Below are 20,832 nucleotides of genomic sequence, written 5' to 3'. Positions count from 1 at the left end.
CATGCACTCTTCATGCTCTTCACGCTCGGCCATGAAGATGCAGCTGGTTCATGAGGCGAGCGGCTGATGATTAGGCGCGACCAGGCCATGACGGCGCATGCGGCGGTAGATGGTGGGCCGCGAGACGCCGAGTTGGCGGGCGACCTGACTGACGTTCCAGTCTGTGTGACGCAACAGCTCGAGTAATTCGCTGGCGTCCGCATCAGCCCCTGCAGACGCGAACGCTGGAGAGGTAGTGCTCGAGGAAGCGCTGGATGCAATGGGGGAGAAGGCGGCAAGCGGACTGGCAGCCTCGCGAGTGCTGTCGGTGTGGGTCTGGCAGGTCTCTGGCAGATCATGCAGAGTGATTTCATCACCTTCCGCGGTGGCCATCGCGAAGGCAATCGCATTGCGCAGTTGGCGTATGTTGCCCGGCCAGTGATGACTCAGCAGCGCACTGATGGCATCGGCGCGGAGATGGAGTGCTTGGTCACGTTCAGCTTGCAGCTCCGCATGCAGCTTGCGAATGAGGTAGTGGCGGTCGGCGCGCTCACGTAGCGCGGGCAGCAGGAGTTCGGCGCCGTTGAGTCGGTAGTAGAGGTCTTCGCGGAATTGCCCGCTGGCGATCAGCTCCATGACATCACGATGCGTGGCAGTGATGACGCGAATATCCACCTTGATGGGCGTCTCGGCCCCCAGGGGTGACACCTCCCGCTCGGCAAGTACGCGCAGCAGGCGTGGCTGGAGCGGCAATGGCATATCGCCGATCTCATCCAGGAACAGCGTGCCACCGTCGGCTTGTTGGATCAGACCGCGCATGCCCTTGGGCCTTCCTCCCGTGAAGGCACCCGGCAGATAGCCGAAGAGCTCACTTTCAATCAGCGATTCCGGAATGGCCGCGCAGTTCACCGCCACGAAGGGCGCCTTGGCGCGTGGCCCGCTGTCATGCAGCGCCCGCGCCAACACTTCCTTGCCAGTACCCGTCTCGCCACGAATCAGGATGCTCACGTTCTCGTGGCGCATGCGGCGCGCCAGCTTGAGTAGCCGGTGCATGGATGGGTCATCTCCCGCGAGCTGGTCCAGCTCGGGCACCGGGTCATCCTGCTGACTGACGGTGGGGAGGGCCCGCACCGGATAGCCGCGTGGCTCGATCAGGGTCACGAAGACGGTGGCGTCATCCGCCCGCAGACGGAAGGCGCGAATCTGATCCAAGCTGGCGTGCGGAATGCTCAGCAGCTCATTGAGCTCCCCATCAAACAGCTGCGTGACCGCGGGCAGGGTAGAGACCGTCCACGGTGGCCAGCGCGCCAGATGTGCATCGATCAGGCGTCGGCCTTCGTGATTGGCGGCGACCACCTTGCCATCTTCCTGAATGGCAAACAGGCCACGACCATTCAGGTGCACGAATTCCCGCGCCGTGTCGAAGCGCAGGATCAGGCAATCCCGATAGCGATGCAGGAAGTAGGCGTCCTCGATCATGCGGGCATGCAGGGTGACCAGGGAGAGGGCAAAGGTCTGGCTCTCCTGCGGGCGTGGCGATTTCAGTGCCGAGATGTCGAGGGCGGCGATCACACGGCCCTGGGGATCGGTGATGGGGGCCGCCGTACAGGTCAGGTCGATGTGGGTAGCATCGAAGTGCTCACGCTGATGGCAGGTGACGGCTGCGCCATCGTGCAGACAGGTGCCTGCCGCCGAGGTGCCGGCATAGCGCTCGTTCCAGTCCGAGCCGAGGTAGAGCCCGGCCCGCCGCAGCTCACTCAACTGATCACGTTGACCCCGAAAATCCACCGCGATACCGCGTTGATCGGTGAGGATCAGCGCGTAGCCATGTTGTGCGATCTGACTATAGAGCCGCTCCACACCGGCACGCGCCACGTGCAGCAGCTCATCCGCCGATTCTTGGTGATCGCGCAGCGCCTGCTGAGTGAGAACGCGGACGGGGCGAGGGCGGCTGGGGTCGAGCTGGTATTCCTCCAGACAGCGCTGCCAGGAACGGCGGATGACATCGCGCTGAGTCTCAGGGAAGGCGTCGCGGCCTTCGCCCAGTTGCATCAGGGTCTGAATATGCTGCCGCTTGTCGGGCGGCATCGTATCGAGTTGGCGGATCATGGCTGCCTCGGCGCTGGCCGTCTCAGGACGGCTCTTTTGATAGTGGCTATGGCGCTTGTGAAAGTGGCGATGACTCTTGTGCAGGTGGCGATGGCAATCGCGCTTGTCACAACAGCGTCCATAGCAAAAGCGGCGTGTGCTCCTTAAAGCGTATGCGGTGTGGCGGGAGCGTCAATCACCCTGTCCTGCATCCTTGGTCGGGGCGTTACAGGTGTAACGCCCCGTGTCAGGCGTACGGCGTACAGTTGTCACGAGGAAGGGGGAATGCCCCGCGAGACGAGGAGGGTGATGGTGCGGTAGTGGCGAATATTTGTCATTGATGACAAGTGGTTACGAGCTTTGTCAGTCGTGCATGACGAAGCTGGCATGCTTGATGCCTTGGATGGAAGGCGTGACTACAACATCCAACAACACGCGGAGAGACGCCATGACCGCACGCACGCCAACTCAGATCGCTCAGCAATGGCTCGATGATTTCGAGTCCTCCCTGACTCAGCGCGATATCGCCCGGGTTCTCTCGTTGTTTGGCGAGGAATGCTTCTGGCGCGATTTGATCGCCTTCACTTGGAATATCAAGACCTCAGAGGGTAAGGACGAGATCCAGTCGATGCTCGCGGCGACCCTCGAGCATGTCGCTCCCTCTCGCTGGCAACTGGATGGTGAGGCCAGTGAGGCCGGCGGCATCGTCGAAGCCTGGTTCGCCTTCGAGACCGCCGATGCACGCGGCAAGGGCTTGTTGCGGCTGAAAGAGGGGCGCTGCTGGACGCTGTTGACCGCCATGCGCGAACTCAAGGAATTCCCTGAGCCGCTGGGCATGCAACGCCCCAAGGGCGCCGAGCATGGAGCCAACAAGCAGCGTGAGACCTGGCTTGAGTCGCGTCAGCGCGAAGAGGCTGAACTGGGCTACGAGCGCCAGCCGTATTGCGTGATCATCGGTGGTGGTCAGGGCGGCATCGGGCTGGCGGCAAGGCTTCGACAGATGGATGTGCCGACCATCGTGATCGACAAGAATCCGCGTGCGGGCGATGCCTGGCGCAATCGCTACAAGTCCCTATGTCTGCATGATCCGGTGTGGTACGACCACATGCCTTACATCCCATTCCCGGCAAACTGGCCGGTGTTCGCGCCCAAGGACAAGGTCGCGGACTGGCTGGAGATGTACACCAGGATCATGGAGCTCAATTACTGGAACTCCACGGCCTGCGAGAGTGCGCAATTCGATGAGGCGAGCGGCGAGTGGGTGGTCGAGGTGGTGCGCGACGGCAAGCCCGTGACTTTGCGGCCCAAACAGTTGGTGCTGGCCACGGGCATGTCGGGCATGCCCAACGTACCGCACTTCCCGGGGGCCGAGTCCTTCGAAGGCGAGCAGCAACACTCCAGTCAGCACCCGGGACCGGACGCCTACCGTGGCAAGAAAGTGGTCGTGGTGGGGGCCAACAATTCCGCTCACGATATCTGCGCCGCGCTGTGGGAGCACGATGCAGACGTGACCATGCTGCAGCGCTCCTCCACGCATGTGGTGAAGTCCAACTCTTTGATGGAAGAGGCGCTGGGGCCGCTCTATTCCGAGCAGGCGGTGCAAAACGGCATCGATCACCACAAGGCGGACCTGATCTTTGCCTCGATTCCCTACCGGATACTGCCCGATTTCCAGCGCCCGATCTTCGAGGCGATCCGCAAGCGCGACGCCGACTACTACCGTCGGCTGGAGGCGGCGGGCTTCCTGCTCGATTTCGGTGATGACGATTCGGGTCTGTTCCTGAAATACCTGCGGCGCGGCTCCGGCTACTACATCGATGTGGGCGCCTGTGATCTGGTCGCCAATGGCGATATCAAGCTGCGCAGTGGCGTCGGCATCGAGTGCATCAATCCGCGCTCGGTCACTCTGACCGACGGCTCGGAATTGCCCGCCGATCTGATCGTCTATGCCACCGGCTACGGCTCGATGAATGGCTGGGCGGCAAGAATCATCTCGCAGGAGGTCGCTGACAAGGTCGGTAAATGCTGGGGCATGGGCTCCGATACGCTCAAGGACCCCGGCCCCTGGGAGGGCGAGCTGCGCAATATGTGGAAGCCGACCCAGCAGCAGGCGTTATGGTTCCACGGCGGCAACCTGCACCAGTCCCGCCACTATTCCCAGTATCTGGCATTGCAGCTCAAGGCGCGGCTCGAGGGTATCCCGACGCCGGTCTACGGCCTTCAGGAAGTCCACCACCTGAGCTGACGCCAGTGGCGCTGGACCGTGTGCCAGCGTCATGGCAGCAGCGCGGCATTTGCAGATTTCAGTGAGAGATTCAGGAGACGACTCATGCAACTGAACGACAGGATTGCACTGGTGACAGGGGGTGGGCGCGGTATTGGTCAGGGGATTGCGCTGGCATTGGCCAAGGCGGGCGCGGATGTCGTGGTGGCGGATCTGGATCTCGCCATCGCCCGCGATACGGCGGCAAAAGTGGAGGCACTGGGTAGACGGTGTCTGGCGCTACAAGTCGATGTCTCGGATGTGGCATCCGTGCGGCGCTTGATCGAGGAGGCCGAAGCCGGACTTGGCCCACTTGATATCGCCGTCAACAATGCTGGCATCATCGGCATCCATTCCATCGATGCGCTGACAGTGGAGGAGTGGGACCGCGTCATGAACGTCAACGCCCGCGGTACCTTCCTGTGCACTCAGGCCGAGGTCGCCGTGATGCGCTCACGCCGCGTCGGGCGGATCATCAACGTGGCCTCGATGGCCGGCAAGGTCGGCTTTCCTGATCTGTCGCACTACTGTGCCTCGAAGTTCGCGGTCATCGGCTTTACCAACGCCGTCGCCAAGGAAGTGGCAGCGGAAGGCATCACCGTCAATGCGCTCTGCCCTGGCGTGGTGGGCACCGGCATGTGGCGGGGCGAGAGCGGACTCTCCGCGCGCTGGAGCGAAGAAGGCGAAAGCGAGCCCGCTGCATGGGAGCGCCTGCAGAAGAGCCTGTTACCCCAGGGAGTCGCCCAGACACCGGAGGACATGGGGCAGCTGGTGGTCTACCTCGCCCAGGCCGAACACGTGACAGGGCAGGCCATCGCCGTCGATGGTGGCTTCACGCTGTGAGACAGCTGAGCAGAGAGTCAGTACAGAGAGCAAGGTTGAGCTCAGTGGCTGACGGCAAGAGTTGATGGCATCACACAACGCCGCCTCTCAGAAATGGGAGGCGGCGTTGTGGTGTCTGGTCTGTTGCGCAGAGTATTCAGCCCAACTTCACCCTGCACTAAGCGGCCGGCGATAGGAGTCAGTAAAGGTGAACGGCTTCCAGGCGGGCACGCGATACCCCTTGTTCATCCAGCAGCGTCAATGTCTTGCCGTCTATCTGCCAGCCCGACACATCATTGAGTGTCGCGAGGAAAGTGCGTTCGAGTGCTCCAGCCTCACCGGGGCATGCCATGCGCGTGATGGCCAGACGATCGAAGCTGAGTTCGTGCTCGTCGTGGTGGTATTCCCCCATCAGGCGATTGCAGCCGGTGGAGCCGGCCATTCGCGAGGATTGGGTCTGAGAGTCCTGGGAGTGCAGGACGAAATGGGCTTCACGCTTGCCATCCACCACGGGGGTGGGCTGCTCATCTAGTGTCACCAGCTTCCAGTAAGTGTTCTCCAGCGGCTCATCGACCGCGTGATTGTCGTCAGAGGATTGAGCGCCTGCGCAGCCGCCCAGAGTGAGTGCTGCACTCATCACGGCGGCGTATGTCATCCCTTGAGTCGGTTTCATCCGGGTGTCTCCCTCCAGGACGAAAATACGTCAGGAGTTGTCATGCCAGCCACTCGCACGACCTCGTCCGCCAGGGAGCGGATACATCTGTGGTGGGATCTGTTCATCATCGTGCTCGTCATCGCCAATCTGGCATTGCTGCTGTTCGACAGCCTCTTCCTGATTCCACCGCTGAACACGGCCTTCGCGGCCGTGACACCCGGGTTGCATGCGGCCTATGAGCAGAACATCCATGCCAACTTCCTCTCCATCGACCTGGCGTTCGTCGCCGTCTTCCTGCTGGATGTGCTGGCGGGGTGGGCAGTGGCTATCGCGGAGCGGCGCTACCACCGCTGGTTCTTCTATCCCTTCATGCACTGGTATGACGTGCTGGGGTGTATCCCGCTGAGCGGCTTCCGTCTGTTGCGTGTGTTGCGTGTGATCTCGCTGCTGTTCCGTCTGCAACGCCTCGGCATGATCGATGTTCGCCGCTGGTACCTCTACGGAGTGGCGGCCAAGTATCTCGACATCCTGCTGGAGGAGCTGACGGACCGTATCTCCCTGCGCATGCTCGATAACGTGCAGCAGCAGTTGCGCGACAGCGATGACCTCTCGTCCTCTGTGATCGAGCGTGTCGTGGAGCCTCGTAAGCAGGCCTTGATCCAGGAGATCAGCCTGCGACTCGAGACCATGGCAGGGGATATCTATACCCACAATCGCGACGATACCCTGCGCTATGTGCGGGGGCTGGTCAGTCGCACCCTTGCCGAGAGCCCGGAGCTCCAGCGTGTCTCGCGCCTGCCCATGGGCACCCAGCTGACGAAAGGGCTGGAAAGCTCGCTGTCGGATCTGGCCTGTCACCTTGTCGATGAGGCGCTGGTCGGCCTGCGCTCCAAGGAGTTCTCGGCGCTGGTGGGGCATCTGGCAGAGAGTGGTTTCGATGCCTGGGCGCGCACTGACCCGAGGACTGAGCAGATCACCGAGCAGGTGCTGATCGACATGCTGGAGTTGCTCAAGGAGCGCATCGCCGTGAAGAGCTGGCAGAAGAAATACGAGTGAAAAGGACGTCTCGATGTCATATGCACCGCAACCCTTGAGCGACACTCACGACCTCGAGCAGACGAAGGCGTGGCTACGTACCTACCAGCGAGTGCGAGCTGCTACCGAGGCGATCTGTGCGCCGCTGCACAAGGAAGACTACATGGTGCAGAGCATGGCGGATGTCAGCCCGCCCAAGTGGCACATCGCCCATGTCAGCTGGTTCTTCGAGGCCTTCATCCTGAAGCCGTTTCAGCCCGGCTATCAGACGCTCGATCCCGCCTACGATCACCTCTTCAACTCCTACTACGAGACCCATGGCGTGCCGTTCCCGCGCGCCGAGCGTGGCGCAATCTCGCGCCCGACCGTCGACGATGTCTATTGCTATCGCGCACACGTCGATAAGGCCATGCAGGCCTTGCTGGAGAATCCGCCTGAGGAACATCTGCCGGAGATTCTGCGCCGTCTGGAGCTGGGTCTGCCGCATGAGCAGCAGCATCAGGAGCTGCTGTTGATGGATATCAAGCACATCCTGGCGCAGAACCCGCTGTGCCCGGCCTATCGGGATGATTTGGCGCCAGGCTTGGCACCGACACCTGAGCAGGAGGTGCCGCCGCTGGGCTGGCTGGATTATCCTGCCGGGATTCGCGAGATCGGCCATGATGCCTCTAGAGGCGGCTTCGCCTACGACAACGAGATGGGCCGTCACCGTCAGTTCGTTGAAGCGTTCCAGATGGCGGATCGACCGGTGACCAACGGCGAGTTTCTTGCGTTCATGCAGGCAGGCGGCTATGCCAACCCCGAGCACTGGCTGGCGGATGGCTGGGCGACGGTCAAGGCGGAAGGTTGGCGGGCGCCGCTTTATTGGGTCGAACGCGATGGCGTCTGGCATCACTACACCCTGGGCGGCCTGGTGCCGGTGGATCTGAGCGCGCCGGTCTGCCATGTCAGCTTCTTCGAGGCCGATGCCTATGCGCAGTGGGCGGGGGCTCGCCTACCGACCGAAGCCGAGTGGGAGACCGTGGCTCAGGATGTCCCCCTGACGGGTAACTTCGTCGATCAGGATCATCTGCAACCAGTCGCCGCCGCGAAAGCCGACGGCATGCCGGGTCAGATGTTCGGCGATGTCTGGGAGTGGACGGGCAGCGCCTATCGTCCGTATCCGGGCTTTCGCAAGCTGCCGGGCAGCCTGGGGGAGTACAACGGCAAGTTCATGTCCGGTCAGATGGTGTTGCGCGGAGGCTGTTGTGCCACGCCGGCAGACCACATCCGCGCGACCTATCGCAACTTCTTTCCGCCCGAGGCGCGCTGGGCATTCTCCGGCTTCCGTCTCGCCAGGGATCCGCCAACCAGCAAAGGAATGCCGATGGCTGATCACTCTGAACCGCGTATTACCTTGCACCCGCTTTCCAGGCGTGTGCGTGTTCTTGTCGACGATAGCGTGATCGCCGACACCGGCAACGCACTGGAATTGCGCGAGAAGGGCTATCCGCCGCGGCGCTACCTGCCGCGCGGCGATGTGGCGATGGCGAAGCTCTCGGTCTCTCACACCGTCACCCATTGCCCCTTCAAGGGCGACAGTACCTATTACTCGCTGCCGGATCTTTCCGACATCGCCTGGAGCTACGATCACCCCATCGAGGAGATGCAGGCGATCGCCGGGCGGCTGGCGTTTGATGGCGACAAGGTCACGTTGCAGGTGGAGTGATCGCCGTCTGGATAAGCATGTCTATCGTGCCGTGCACAATGTCACCCTCAAGACGCCGGACGGCACCACTCAGATCGATCACGTCCTGCTCTCGCCGTATGGGTGCTTCGTGCTGGAAACCAAGCACATGAAAGGGTGGATCTTCGGCAGCGAGAAGCAGGCGCGCTGGACACAGAAGCTTCATCGCCGTTCCTTCAGTTTCCAGAACCCGTTGCGCCAGAACTACAAGCACCTCAAGGCGCTGGAGGCGACGCTCGGCGTGCCTTCCGAGTACCTGCATTCGGTGATCATCTTCGTGGGTAGCGCGGTCCTGAAGACCGAGATGCCGCCCAATGTGACGCGTGGCACTGGCTTCGTGTTGTATATCCGCTCTTTCGCGACGCCCGTCTTCAGCGAGTCACAGGTCGAGGCCATGCACGAGGCATTGTTGACGGGGCGCCTGGCACCGACCTTGGCGACGCATCGCGCTCATGTGAAGCATCTCAAGCAGCGCAATGAGTCCCCGGCGACACGTCAGTGCCCGAAATGCGGCAGTGCAATGGTGGTTCGCGTGGTCAAGTCTGGCCCGAAGCAGGGCCAGCAGTTTCTGGGTTGCTCGACCTTCCCCCAATGTCGTGTCACTCAGGCGTTGTGATTCAGCGCTGCTTGAGCTGATCGCGCAGGCCGGTCGGGACCTGTTTGATGATCAGACGATCGCTGGCCTCATCGTATTCCACTGAGTCACCCAGCAGGTGCGAGTCAAAGCTGATCGAGACGCCCGCGGCGCGCCCGGTGAAACGCTTGAACTGGTTGAGCGTCTTCTTGTCCGGCGGGATTTCCGGTGACAGCCCATAGTCGCTGTTGCGAATGTGGTCGTAGAAGGCCTGCGGGTGCTCCTCATCGATCAGCTCAGACAGCTGGTCCAGCGTGATCGGCTCGCCGAGCTTGGCCTGGTCGGTGGCGTAATCGACCAGGGTGTCGGTCTTCTGCCGGCTGGCTTCCTCGGCCATGTCTTCCTTCTCGACATAGTCGCTGAACGCCTTGAGCAGGGTGCGGGTTTCCTGGCCGGCATCCCGCTGCTCCTGCGCGCCCAGCGTTTCGGCGAAGGCCTCGGCGAGCTTGGTGCGTCCGCGATCACGTGCCCAGGACAGATAGGGGTGAGAGGTCGAGCTGCCTTGCCACTGACTGATATCCAGTCGCGCGGCCAATGACATCTGGGTCAGGTTGAGCTGGCGGGCAGGCGTCACCGCAAGGGTCTCGTCGATCGCGAAGCCATCACGATGGTGCAGCAACGCCATGAACAGATGACGCGTCTCGCCCTGTTGGTGATCCACCACCAGCAGATGGCCGCCTGTCGGGAGGTTGTCATCGATCAGCGGCATGAGACGACTGGCAAGCGTCTGGGTCAGGCTCGCGAAATCGCTATCACCTGCGAGGAAGGCCGCCAGTTCCGTGGGGAAGGCAGCAGGCGCGTCTTCATTGAAACGGCCCCAGTTCTTGGCCTTGCCGTGGTAGGCATCATTGAGCCCGGACACCAGATCCTCCAGTGCATCGGATGCCGCCAGGGTCGTGGCGGCAGGCACCAGCTGGGCCGGCGTCTCGCTGTTGCCCTTGTCGATACGGTGAATGATGCTGTGCAGGATCGGCATGGGAACCTCCCTCGGCTGCGATGAACGGGCTGGGGATGATACCTGCCACGATTCGGCAGCGGTAGGGCAATAGGCATCCGGGAAGTCGTCTCTACCTCGTCATGACATGCCTCAAGGAGCGTCCTCAAGGTATTGGCGTCGATAACGCCGCGCTTTCCAATCATGATCAATTGAGTGCTTGGCGTTGCTCCATTCCATGGCCCCGCAGGCGTGATCTCGCAACGCGTTCCTACAAGATGAAGAATGCACCTCTGGTCGCGAGCTTCCGCGACATGACAAATTCCCTTGGCACGATAGATGGCGGCAGGGAGGCTGGCCATCACGTTGCGGAGAGCCTTCAGGTTCAGCGGGATGTCGCTTTGCCAGCTCCATGTGTCGAACAGGCTATCGTGTTGGTGAGGTACTGTCTTGAACGTCTCGAAGGTCGTCGTGGATGGCGTCGGTGCCGGGGCGTGATGGCCATCAGGACTGACAGGTTCAGCAGTGGTCTTTCTTTCGACGCCGAGCAATAACGCCAGCGGAACCACCCCATGTTCACTTTCTATCACGCGTGCGTTTGGATATAGCCAGCGTGACTTGAGTGCAGTGCGTTGATCCGGTGTGAGCAGGTCGGTTTTATTGAGTATGATGATATCTGCGGCATCGAGCTGTTCGGTGGCCAGCCGTGTCATATTACTATCCAGATCATCAAATTGAGCAGCATCGACTACCGTCAGAATGCCATCGATATGGAGCGACTGACGAAACTGAGGATAGCGCAAGGTGTTGGCGATCTTGACCGGATTCGAGACACCGCTGGCTTCGATGACCAGATGCTCGGGACGTGTCTGTGGGTCTGCCAACAGCGTGGAAAGTTGCGCGATCAGGTCGCCCTCCACCGTGCAGCAAATACATCCATTCGCCAGACTGACGGTGGTCTGGGTCTGGCTGACGATCAACTGTGAATCAATGTTGATAGCCCCGAAATCATTCACCATCACGGCCATGCGGCGACCATGGTCACTGTTGAGTAGATGATTGAGCAGCGTCGTCTTGCCCGCACCGAGAAAGCCTGCGACCAGCGTGACGGGAATGCTGTGCTGTTGTGTCATGGGAGTTTCTTCTCATTATTGAGCCAAGCCGCTTCGCTTGGCTCGTGGTCAGGAAGTCGGGTGTCAGAAGGCGGGCAGTGGTTCCTGCCAGGTAGCAGCCATATCGGTATCCGTGAAGGCTCCCAGACGATCCCAGGTCACTTCTCCTTCCAGCAGAGTCAGCTCCACTTGTGTGGCATGCAGATTTCCCTTGATGGTGATATCGAAGAGGTCACGGTCCAGCACGATGAGATCGGCAGACTTGCCGATGGAGATTGATCCGGCGTGTTGCTCGATACCCATGCACCATGCGCCGTTGATCGTCATGACACGAATGGCTTGTTCAAGAGAGATGGGCTGGCCAAAGAAGTGACCCTCTTCTTCACCATAGGGGTTTTGACGGGTAATCATGGCCTCGAACCCGATCCACGGGTTCAGGCTGGAGACTGGCCAGTCTGTCCCCATCACGGCATTGCCGCCGGCCTCAATGACGCCCTTGAAGTTGTAGGCACGCTGCATGCGTTCTTCGCCGAAGACAGCGCGAGCATTCGCGAAGGAGGAGGGGAACCATCCCACGGGCGAGAATTCGGCAGTGACATCCAGTGCCTTGAAGCGTGCAAGGTTGGTGTCCAGTAGCGTTGTGCTATGGGCACATTGATGACGCACGCCATTATTGCCATTGCGTGCTCTTGCCTGAGCGACGGCATCCAGGAAGATATCGGAAGCTCCATCACCGGTGCAGTGCGCGATGACACGAATCCCTTTGCGATCCATGTCGACCACCATGTCGACGATATGCTCTGGCGTGAGATTCAGGTGTCCTCTCCAGTTCTTCTCGCCTGGCCAGGGAGTTGATAGATAGGACGATCGTGATTCATGAGTACCATCGAAGTGAAACTTCACTGCATTGGCATTCAGGCGATTGCTCCGATAGTAATGACGCTCTCCTGCCAGTAGCTCCCAGCGCCGTTTGACCGGGAAGATATCATCCTGCCAGCTGATGGCTGCTTCTACTCGGACGGAAAGCTTGCCATCTTGATCGAGACTGCGAAGTGCATTCAGGCGGTGTTCGCAGACGTGCACGTACTTGGTGCCCACCACGCCATGTCCACTCTGGAAATGCAGCCCCTCTCGATAGGCACGTGTCAGCGCATGCTGCGGTGTTGGTGGCATGGTGGCGTGGATGATGGCGTAGGCACCATCGACCAGAATGCCGGAAGGTTCATGGGTAATGGAGTCTCGCTCGATATAGCCATGACGTGGGTCCTGAGTCTCAGCGGTAATGTTTGCCAGCGCCAGCGCGCGCGAGTTGACCATCATGCAGCCCCATGAGCGATCAAGAATGGCCACGGGGCGATCAGGCATGAAGCTGTCCAGCCAGTCACGATCAGCGACCAACCCAGCCTGCTTGAAGGTATAGCGCACGAAATATTGGCCGTAGATCCAGCCATCGCCCGGATGACTGTCGGCGTAGTCGAGTATTGCCTGCTTGACCTCCTCCGGGGTGGGATCCTCAAGGCCGATATTCAGATAGTCGGCATAGCCGGGTGCCAGCGCCAGGTCGGGGTGAGTATGCATGTCATAAAGACCGGGCATCACGAAACGACCTTCAAGGTCGATGACCTTGGTATGGTCTCCAATGAATGGTGTCACATCGTCTTCATTACCGACGGCCATGAAGCGACCACTGCGAATCGCGACGGCTTCCGCCCAGGGAGTATTGTCGTCCACGGTATGGATGTTGGCATTGATCAATACGATATCGGCGGTCTCTGTCGGTGAGGAGGCCGCTATAAAAGAAGGTGTCGACAGGGTGCTGGAGGTAATCATTATCATGAGCTCATAATCTAAAGGAGAAGGCACAGCACGAGAGAAGAGCGAGGCACGAGCGTGCATCACTATGGGATACACGCCCGTTCATCAGCCGATCATCCAATGTCCCAGCAGGGCGAGGATAGGCAGCGAGATCAGCACTCGCAGGGCATAGATCATGACCAGATCACGTAATGTGAGCCCAATGTCAGCTCTGACCAGGATGATGGCAGCTTCGGTAAAGAAGATGATTTGAGTGACGGCGACCCCCGCCATCACGAAGCGTGTCACTTCGCTTTCGATTCCAGCACCCAGAATGGAAGGCATGATGCTGTCGACGATGCCGGCGAGTAGCGCGGGCGCTGCCTGAGCAGCCTCAGGAAGACGCAATAACTCCAGATAGGGCACCAATGGCAGTGATAGCACCTGGAATAACTGGGTGAACTCGATCAGTGCCAATCCGACACATCCCACCAACATCATGGCCGGATAGATGGAGAAGGCCACATCTGCGCTGATCTGAAGCCCTTGCTTGAGCTGTTCTGTGGGAGAGTTGGCTTGCTCGGCACGTTCGACGGCGCGGCGTAGACCAAGGGCCAGTACACCTTCTCCAGGACGACGGTCTGTCTTGAGCTGCTTGCCGACTGCGGGATGGTAGACCGGCAATTTGTTACGTAGCGGTGGCAGCTTGGGCACAATGATGGCGCACAGGACGCCGGTGATGGCAACGGCGATGTACCATTGAATGAACATCTCCTCGAGGCCGATCAGCTTGAGCAGCAAGTAAGAATACGCAATCGAGACGATCGAGAAGTTGGTTGCGATCGTGCACGCCTCACGACTGTTGTAAAACCCCTGACGGTACTGCTGAGTCGTAAGGATGATGCCCACGCTGGAGGCTGACAGCCAAGAGGCGAGGCAGTCCACTGCTGCTCTCCCCGGCAGGCCGAAGAGACGCTCGAACATGCGGCTGCACAAGGTGCCGGCGAACTCCATTAGTCCGTAGTCAGTCAGCAGAGGTAATAGCAGTGCTGACAGGAAGTAGATGGCCAGGACGACTGGGCCAACATCATAGAGCATTACGCCGCCGGTATTGCGGCTCCATACCCACTCGGGCCCTACCTCGAAATAGACCATCGTCATCAACAAGGCGCCGATGACGCGTACGATGGTCCAGCCCATGCCGGGATTGAATAGTGTGATCAAGCGTCCCTTGCGGTGGCGTAATGGACTGAAGGTGACGGCCAGAGTGATCAGACTAGGAATGATGGCGACCGCGGCTGTTGCCGTCACCATGAAGGGTTTGAGTACATCATTGATGTAGTCGATGACGAACGCGATCATGATCGTCGTCCGACCATCAACACTGATGGGCGTAAAGAAAAGCAAAACGCCGAGAAGAGTGGGGATCAAGCATTTGAGCAGCTGTTTCGTGCTGTAGCGAGATTGAGGGACTTCTGAGGCGACGGGAGTCGGGCGGTCGGTCATGGGACGCGTACCTTTTTTATAGTTGTAATGATGAGTTGATGGTTGTCGTGAATCATCAATCTGTGCTTTTACAATGTCATCGTGCAGGCAGCTCGTGCCAGGGCGGATGTGTCCAGCGCGAGTATGTCTGCCGTGTTCATCCGGAAACGGCGTGCCGTTCTAGAGACGGAAGTCGGGCGCTTCTCTGTCCAGACGCCGTAGTTCCGCAGCCCAGGTCAATGCCACGCTTTCTGCGTGGTAGCGAGGGTTCTCGAACTGCTGAGCAGTGAATTCACACTCTTGTTGTGAAGGCATGATGAGAGGGCGACCCATCTTCATCGCCTCAAGCTGAATCTCGCAGGCCTTATTGAGGTAGAACATGTTGAAGTAAGCCTCAGCGACACTGCGGCCGGTGGTCAGCAGTCCGTGATTGCGCAGAATGGCGCATTGTCGATTACCGAGTGCTGCCACGATGCGATTACGGACTTCAAGATCGAGTGGAATGCCTTCGTAGTCGTAATAGGCCACGCGATTGTAGAAGGCCATGTTGGTTTGATTCAGAGGAAGAAGACCCTCTTCCAATGCCGCGACTGCCATGCCAGCCAAAGTATGAGTATGCATGACGCATACGGCATCATGACGATGCATGTGGATGGCACTGTGAATCGTGAAGCCCGCAGGATTTACCTCAGGATCATCACTATTCAGTTTCTGCCCATCAATACCGATAGTGACCAGATTGGAGGCGGTAATCTCTTCTGGCAGCAAGCCATAGGCATTGATCAGGAAAGCCGGTGTCTCACCTGGCAGGCGTACAGATATATGAGTGAAAACTTGATCGCTCCAGCCGTTTCGCTCAAGCAGGCGATAGGCGGCGGCCAGATCGGCTCTCAAGGTCTCTTCAATCGCGGGTTTTGGCATGTGGCGCACTCTCGGACGGGAAGGCATAAGACAGCGGTGCGGCTCAGGACACGGGATAAGGGAGTGCTCGTCCTGTGGCAGGCTGGCCTTGCATGCATCCTAGGTTGCTTGTGAGAGAGCGAATATCGATTTATTCTTCAGAAGTTCATTCCAAAAAGTCATGACCTACCATGCAACGACAGCTCCCCAGCATGATATCTCTTCGGTGCATCGTCGCTTTCGCACGCTTTTCCAGCGTCACAAGAGCCGCTGAAGAGTTGAATCTTACCCAGAGTGCCGTGAGTCGCCAGATCAAGAATCTGGAGGAGTTTCTGGGCTGCCCGCTGGTAACGCGTTCTCGACAGCGGCTGACGCTCAATGAGTTGGGGCAAGCCTATGTGCATGAGATATCGCCGTTGTTGGAGAGTCTTGAAACAGCGACTCATCATGTACGCACCAGTCACGTTGGTCATCTGCGTATCGGAGCCGAACCTTCGTTTACCTCTCGCTGGTTATTGCCAAAACTCAAGTCCTATGCAGTACTCAATCCCGAGATTGAGCTCGAGATCATGAATGATCTGCGCCGGCTGTATGACAGTCATGAAGGCTATGATGTCGGCATCCTTTTTGGAGAGGGTGAATGGCCAGGATTTGATGCACGTTTTCTCATGTCCAGTGAGCTACTTGCTGTGTGTACACCGGACTTGCTGACTGAAAAAGGTCCTGTCATTGAGCGGCAGGATATTCTGCGTTACCCGATTCTCCATCATGTGGCGCATTCACCTTTGATGAAGTCTTCCACTCAGTTGTGGTTGGAAGCAGCGGGGCTATCGATCAGAGAGTGCAATGCATTACCAGGGCAGCGGTTGGAGCACTTCCAGTTTGTTCTTGAAGCGGCTTTACATGGGCTTGGGATAGCCATATTGCCGCGCTATTTCGTGACTCCAGAACTTGCTGAGGGGCGGCTGGTGGTCGCAAGCACCTCACCCTTGAGGTGCGGTGGTTATTACGTAGTTGTGCCCTCAGGGCAGCATGACCCCAAAGTCAGTCGCTTTGCGGATTGGTTGTTGTCCTGGGAGTCTTGATATAGGCGACTATCAGAGGACTGCCTGGTGAGGTGTACATCATAGGATTGCCAATGGTTCCTTCCTCACGGACAGGTTTCACCCTGGATCAGCCGAGTCGTGAGCAGGCGAGGCGAGGCGGGTTCCAGCCCCAGAATCATTCGCGCGGCAAGGCGGCCTTTCTCGGTACTGTCCTGCTGGACCGTGGTCAGGCGAGGTGAGCGATATTGCCCTTCCTCGATACCATCAAAGCCGGTGATACGCAGGTCTTCGGGAATCCGGATGCCACGTTGTTCCGCCAGGGTCACGGCGGTCAACGCGATACGGTCGGACATGCATAGCAGGAGGTCTGGCCGTTCATTGGGCGGAAGATCCAGAATCTCTGCCAGCACCGGCGCGCAGATCTCGTAGGTGTTTTCCTCGATGTTCCACATCGTCACAGAATCGGGGGAGATATCCCGCTCAGCCAGCGCACGATGAAAACCCGCCAGTCGCGAGCGGGTGATGGTTCGACCCGCCGGGAGCAGCGCGTGGGCCTCGGTGATGCGGCCGTTGCAGGCTGTTTCGGTCAGGCGCAGGTTGACGATGCCGATGCGACTGGCGGGTGTCTTCAGGGCATGTTGCGCGATGGCGTAGCAGGCGGGCTCATCATCCACGTGGATGGCGGGGTGGTCGCCCAGATCGAAGTCGACCGCCACGATGGGCTTGTGACCCGCGCTCTGGAGTTCTTCCACCAGCGCCATGCTGGCCATCAGCCCGTAGACGATGAAGCCATCGGCAATGCTGGAAGACCCCGGCACCTGAGAGGCATCCTGGCGACCCGAGAGCAGCAGCAGGGTATGGCCGTGGGCGTCCAGCACTTCGGCGATGCCCGATAACAGCTCGCTGGCGACCGCGTCCTTGAGGCTGTAGGTCAATGTCTCCGCGAGTACCACGGCGATGATCCGTGAGCGCCCCGTACGCAGGCTTCGCGCCTTGGCGTCCGGACCACGATAGCCCAGCCGTCTGGCCTCCTCGAGAATCCGCTCGCGCAATGCAGGCGAGAGCTGGTCGGGGCGGTTGAAGGCGTTGGAGACACTGGCGGTGGAGACGCCCAGTTCTGCGGCTAGCTCCTTGAGAGTGATACGGCGAGGCGATGACACAGGCGTCGGGTTCCTGAAGATGAAAAGCTTGAACGATTAAGTGCAGAGATAGCATATCGCCACGTACCAGAAATGCCCAGAAAGTGATGGAGGCGGTACCCATCCTGGTCTCTCGACGCATCGGCTGGCACGACCAGCCAGGCTGCCATCCCCGGCGACAGTCTCAATTGCCCTGCCTCAAGGATAGGCGTGGCCATACCGGGCAATGAGACGATCTCTATCGGGTCATGACACTGGCCATGCAGCGTTCGCGAGCCCAGCAGGGCTGTCAGATCGAGCATGACGGGAGAGTTGTCGTGGCCTGATTTGTGGCCTGATTGGTGTCCCAGGTTGGCCAGGCACATCATCCGCTGATGACGGTCGTGACGTATCACACCAAAGACATCCTTGGGCAACACGGACGGGGAGATGAGCGTCTGTTGCCCCGTCTTGAGCAGCGTGTTTTCGCCACGCAGTCTCAGCAGTTGGCGAACGTGATTCAGCAGACTCTCGGGCGCCTCTTGTTGCAACGAGACCGCCTGTGACTGATGTGGAACATGGACGGGGAGCCAGGGCGACAGGGAGTCGGCGCAGAAGCCACCATGGCGATGAGGCTCCCACACCATGGGCGTGCGACAACCATCGCGTCCCTTTACCTCGGGCCAGAGCGCGATTCCGAAGGGGTCCTGCAGCTCGGCGTAGCTCAACTCCGCTTCCTCGAATCCAAGCTCTTCGCCCTGGTAGAGACAGAGGCTGCCACGCAATGAGCAGAGGACCGTCAGTGCCAGCAGGGCGCGTGCGCTCCCCCAGCGACTGGCGCTGCGCGGAACATCATGATTGGACAGCGCCCAGCACGGCCAGGCGTCATCGCCATGGTCGGCAAAGCGTGCCAGAACGGCGTGCAATGCCATGGCATCTCCCGTGCTGTTGAGCAGGTCGAAGGTGTAGGCCATGTGCAGGCGGTGCTGACCCGCGGTGTAGGCTGCCATGGCGGGGAGCGGGTCGCTGCCCCCGACCTCGCCGACACTGGTGGCGCCCGGGTACTCCTCCAGCAGGGCACGAATCTCTTCCAGATAGTCGAGATTCTCCGGCTGATCCGCATTGTGCTTCAGCAGCTGATAGCTGCGGGGATGCCCGCGGCTACGATAGTCGTCCGATGACGGCGGATTGTCTGTCAGCGCCCGATCATGAAAGTAGAAGTTGGCGGTGTCGAAGCGGAATCCGTCGACGCCCAGTTCCAGCCAGAAACGCAGATTGTCGAGCTGTGCCTGACGCACCTCGGGATGATGGAAGTTGAGGTCCGGCTGGCTGGCGAGGAAGTTGTGCAGATAGTACTGGCAACGCCGCGAATCGAAGGTCCAGGCCGGCCCACCAAAGGCGGCTAGCCAGTTGTTGGGCGCGCTGCCATCCGGACGTGGGTCAGCCCAGACGTACCAGTCAGCCTTGGCATTGTCCCGGGACTGGCGACTTTCCCGGAACCACACATGCTGATCGGAGCTGTGTGACAGCACCTGATCAATGATGACGGCCAGTCCGAGCTCATGTGCGCGGGCGATGAGGCGCGTGAAATCCTCCAGAGTGCCGAACAGGGGATCGATGTCACGGTAGTCCGAGACGTCATACCCGAAGTCTTGCATGGGCGAGGTGAAGATGGGGGAGATCCAGATCGCGTCCACCCCCAGGGTCGCGAGGTAGTCCAGGCGTTGGATGATGCCGGCGATATCGCCGACACCGTCGCCATTGGCGTCCATGAAGCTACGCGGATAGATCTGATAGAGCGTTGCACCACGCCACCAGTCGTGTGCGGCATGGCGATGAAGTTGGGTAGGCGTCATTGCACGTTCCTTGTCGTCGATGCGGCGGGGACGGTGGTGTTACCAGCCCCGGCGGCCGATGCGCTCAAGCTCCTTGCCTAGCGCTTCCACCGCCTGGGTGCCCGTCTCCTCGCCGGAAAGCACACGGTGGGTGCGGTTGAAGAAGGCATTGGAGACGCGAGCGTAGGCGTCACCCGTCACCGAGGCTGGACGCGCGACGCCGGTCCGGAGCGCTTCATAGAGCTCACCCATCGAGGGATTGCTCGCCAGCACCTCGTCATCCTGATAGAGGTGTTCGATGGTGGGGTTGCGTCCCATCTTCATGGCATGGGCCTTCTGCTGCGGGGCAGCGGTGATATAGGCGACCAGCTCCGCTGCGGCCTGCGGGTGCTCCGAGTAGCGTGATACTGCAAGATTCCAGCCGCCCAGGGTCGCGCGGGATTCGCCCTGTGAGCCATGGGGGAGGGGCGCCATGCCGACCTTGCCGGCCACCGGACTGCCCTCGGCCTGGCTGAGCTTCCAGACATAGGGCCAGTTGCGCAGGAACAGCGCATTGCCCGACTGGAACAGCCCGCGTGACTCCTCCTCGGTATGATTCAGCGCGCCTTCCGGGGCGATGCTGCCGATCCAGGAGGCGGCAAGATCGAGTGCCTGCGCGGCGTGCGAGTTGTCGATGGTGACCTCTCCGGCATCATCCACCAGGGTGCCGCCGCCCTGACTCGCGACCCACTCGAGTGCGTTGCAGGTCAGCCCCTCATAGGCGCGTCCCTGGAAGCTGTATCCCCAGAAATCGGCATTGCCGGCGTCGCGTTCGGCCGCCTGGATCGTGCGCGCCGTCTCGGTGAGTTGCTGCCAGGTCTCCGGCACTTGCTGGTCGTATTTCTCCAGCAGGTCCTTGCGGTAATAGAGCACGCCTGCGTCGGTGTACCAGGGCATGGCTACCAGACGGCCCTCCACGGTGCCGTTGTCGATCAGCGCGGGGAAGAAGCCCTCGGTGGCGTCGTCGGGCAGGTAGCGGGAAAGGTCGACCAGGTGATCGTCCAGCAGCCCCGGCCACGCCATGTCGACGATCAGCACATCGATGTCGCTGGAGCCGCTGCTGAGCAGCTGCTGATACAGCGAGAGCTTCTCGGTGGTGTCGTTGGGAGTGGAGATCACATTGACGCGATTGCCGGACTGCTCGGCCCATTGCTGGGCGAGTTCCGGGCACATGTCGGAATCTCCACCGGGGCCACAGGCAATCGTGACCTCGGTGGCCAGTGCGAGTGGTGCCGTCAATGAGGCCCCGCTCAACAGCAGGGCACCGGCGCTACCCTTGAGGGTCGTGAGCATCCGGTGGCGTGGGGTGCTGATAACAGAAGGCATGGCGTGCGACTCCATTATTGTGATTGTTGTTGCGGCGTCCG

At 60.1% G+C, this 20,832-nt stretch carries 16 protein-coding genes; 7 read left to right on the top strand and 9 right to left on the bottom strand.

Annotation, left to right across the window (positions count from 1 at the left end; all coding sequences use genetic code 11):
• Window positions 1-48: 48 nt before the first annotated feature.
• Window positions 49-2,088 (bottom strand): sigma-54-dependent Fis family transcriptional regulator, encoded by a 2,040-nt coding sequence (locus tag CU110_RS09830; RefSeq protein WP_240499550.1) that lies wholly within the window; start codon window positions 2,086-2,088, stop codon window positions 49-51.
• A gap of 427 nt (window positions 2,089-2,515) precedes the next feature.
• Between CU110_RS09830 and CU110_RS09825 the strand changes: the two genes are divergently transcribed.
• A complete protein-coding gene (locus CU110_RS09825) occupies window positions 2,516-4,312 on the top strand; it encodes an NAD(P)/FAD-dependent oxidoreductase (RefSeq protein ID WP_084208961.1) in 1,797 nt (598 codons plus the stop codon).
• A gap of 84 nt (window positions 4,313-4,396) precedes the next feature.
• Window positions 4,397-5,173 carry an SDR family NAD(P)-dependent oxidoreductase gene (locus tag CU110_RS09820; protein WP_084208960.1) on the top strand — a complete coding sequence of 259 codons (777 nt, stop codon included), beginning with the start codon at window positions 4,397-4,399 and terminating at the stop codon, window positions 5,171-5,173.
• Between the two features lie 178 nt (window positions 5,174-5,351).
• Here the strand turns inward: CU110_RS09820 and CU110_RS09815 are convergent, their stop codons facing one another.
• Entirely contained in the window at window positions 5,352-5,825 is a 474-nt protein-coding gene (locus CU110_RS09815) for an META domain-containing protein (RefSeq protein ID WP_240499549.1), read from the bottom strand.
• A gap of 42 nt (window positions 5,826-5,867) precedes the next feature.
• Here CU110_RS09815 and CU110_RS09810 point away from each other — a divergent pair, with 42 nt between their 5' ends.
• The 3 genes from CU110_RS09810 to CU110_RS17080 are packed head-to-tail and all read left to right on the top strand — an operon-like array spanning window position 5,868 to window position 9,184.
• Window positions 5,868-6,863, top strand: a complete 996-nt coding sequence (locus CU110_RS09810) for an ion transporter (protein WP_084208954.1) — start codon at window positions 5,868-5,870, stop codon at window positions 6,861-6,863.
• Window positions 6,864-6,876: 13 nt separating this feature from the next.
• Window positions 6,877-8,550, top strand: coding sequence for an ergothioneine biosynthesis protein EgtB (gene egtB / locus CU110_RS09805; protein ID WP_127735742.1), 1,674 nt, complete (start codon window positions 6,877-6,879; stop codon window positions 8,548-8,550).
• Entirely contained in the window at window positions 8,519-9,184 is a 666-nt protein-coding gene (locus CU110_RS17080; RefSeq protein WP_127735740.1) for an NERD domain-containing protein, read from the top strand. The genes egtB and CU110_RS17080 overlap by 32 nt, the downstream gene beginning before the upstream one ends.
• Before the next feature lies 1 nt (window position 9,185).
• Here CU110_RS17080 and CU110_RS17075 read toward each other — a convergent pair whose 3' ends face one another.
• Window positions 9,186-10,178: a nucleoid-associated protein gene (locus tag CU110_RS17075; RefSeq protein ID WP_084208943.1), complete on the bottom strand. Its 993-nt coding sequence runs from the start codon at window positions 10,176-10,178 to the stop codon at window positions 9,186-9,188.
• A 590-nt stretch (window positions 10,179-10,768) separates the two neighbouring features.
• On the opposite strand from CU110_RS17075, the gene CU110_RS17070 reads away from it, so the two are divergent.
• Window positions 10,769-11,122, top strand: a complete 354-nt coding sequence (locus CU110_RS17070; protein ID WP_240665346.1) for a hypothetical protein — start codon at window positions 10,769-10,771, stop codon at window positions 11,120-11,122.
• 210 nt (window positions 11,123-11,332) lie between these two features.
• On the opposite strand, the gene CU110_RS09785 is transcribed toward CU110_RS17070, so the two are convergent.
• From CU110_RS09785 to CU110_RS09775, 3 genes are all read right to left on the bottom strand, one after another.
• Window positions 11,333-13,078, bottom strand: coding sequence for an amidohydrolase (locus CU110_RS09785; protein WP_205632703.1), 1,746 nt, complete (start codon window positions 13,076-13,078; stop codon window positions 11,333-11,335).
• Window positions 13,079-13,168: 90 nt separating this feature from the next.
• The gene (locus CU110_RS09780; protein WP_084208941.1) at window positions 13,169-14,548 is read right to left on the bottom strand and encodes a YjiH family protein; all 1,380 of its coding nucleotides are present in this window, start codon (window positions 14,546-14,548) and stop codon (window positions 13,169-13,171) included.
• Between the two features lie 159 nt (window positions 14,549-14,707).
• Entirely contained in the window at window positions 14,708-15,448 is a 741-nt protein-coding gene (locus tag CU110_RS09775; RefSeq protein WP_084208940.1) for a class II aldolase/adducin family protein, read from the bottom strand.
• Between the two features lie 170 nt (window positions 15,449-15,618).
• On the opposite strand from CU110_RS09775, the gene CU110_RS09770 reads away from it, so the two are divergent.
• Window positions 15,619-16,512 carry a LysR substrate-binding domain-containing protein gene (locus tag CU110_RS09770; protein ID WP_200906743.1) on the top strand — a complete coding sequence of 298 codons (894 nt, stop codon included), beginning with the start codon at window positions 15,619-15,621 and terminating at the stop codon, window positions 16,510-16,512.
• A 65-nt stretch (window positions 16,513-16,577) separates the two neighbouring features.
• Here CU110_RS09770 and CU110_RS09765 read toward each other — a convergent pair whose 3' ends face one another.
• Genes CU110_RS09765 through CU110_RS09755 form a run of 3 tightly spaced genes read right to left on the bottom strand, consistent with a single transcriptional unit; the run spans window position 16,578 to window position 20,791 of the window.
• The gene (locus CU110_RS09765; RefSeq protein WP_205632702.1) at window positions 16,578-17,633 is read right to left on the bottom strand and encodes a LacI family DNA-binding transcriptional regulator; all 1,056 of its coding nucleotides are present in this window, start codon (window positions 17,631-17,633) and stop codon (window positions 16,578-16,580) included.
• A complete protein-coding gene (locus tag CU110_RS09760) occupies window positions 17,597-19,447 on the bottom strand; it encodes an alpha-amylase family glycosyl hydrolase (RefSeq protein WP_127735737.1) in 1,851 nt (616 codons plus the stop codon). The genes CU110_RS09765 and CU110_RS09760 overlap by 37 nt, the downstream gene beginning before the upstream one ends.
• A 39-nt stretch (window positions 19,448-19,486) precedes the next feature.
• A complete protein-coding gene (locus CU110_RS09755; RefSeq protein ID WP_240499546.1) occupies window positions 19,487-20,791 on the bottom strand; it encodes an ABC transporter substrate-binding protein in 1,305 nt (434 codons plus the stop codon).
• Window positions 20,792-20,832 lie beyond the last annotated feature (41 nt).

Origin of the sequence: Cobetia sp. ICG0124 (assembly GCF_004006355.1) — a bacterium.
Lineage (GTDB): Bacteria > Pseudomonadota > Gammaproteobacteria > Pseudomonadales > Halomonadaceae > Cobetia > Cobetia marina.
The sequence above is the reverse complement of the archived record's forward strand: the minus strand, read 5'-3'. Positions and strand labels throughout refer to the sequence as shown.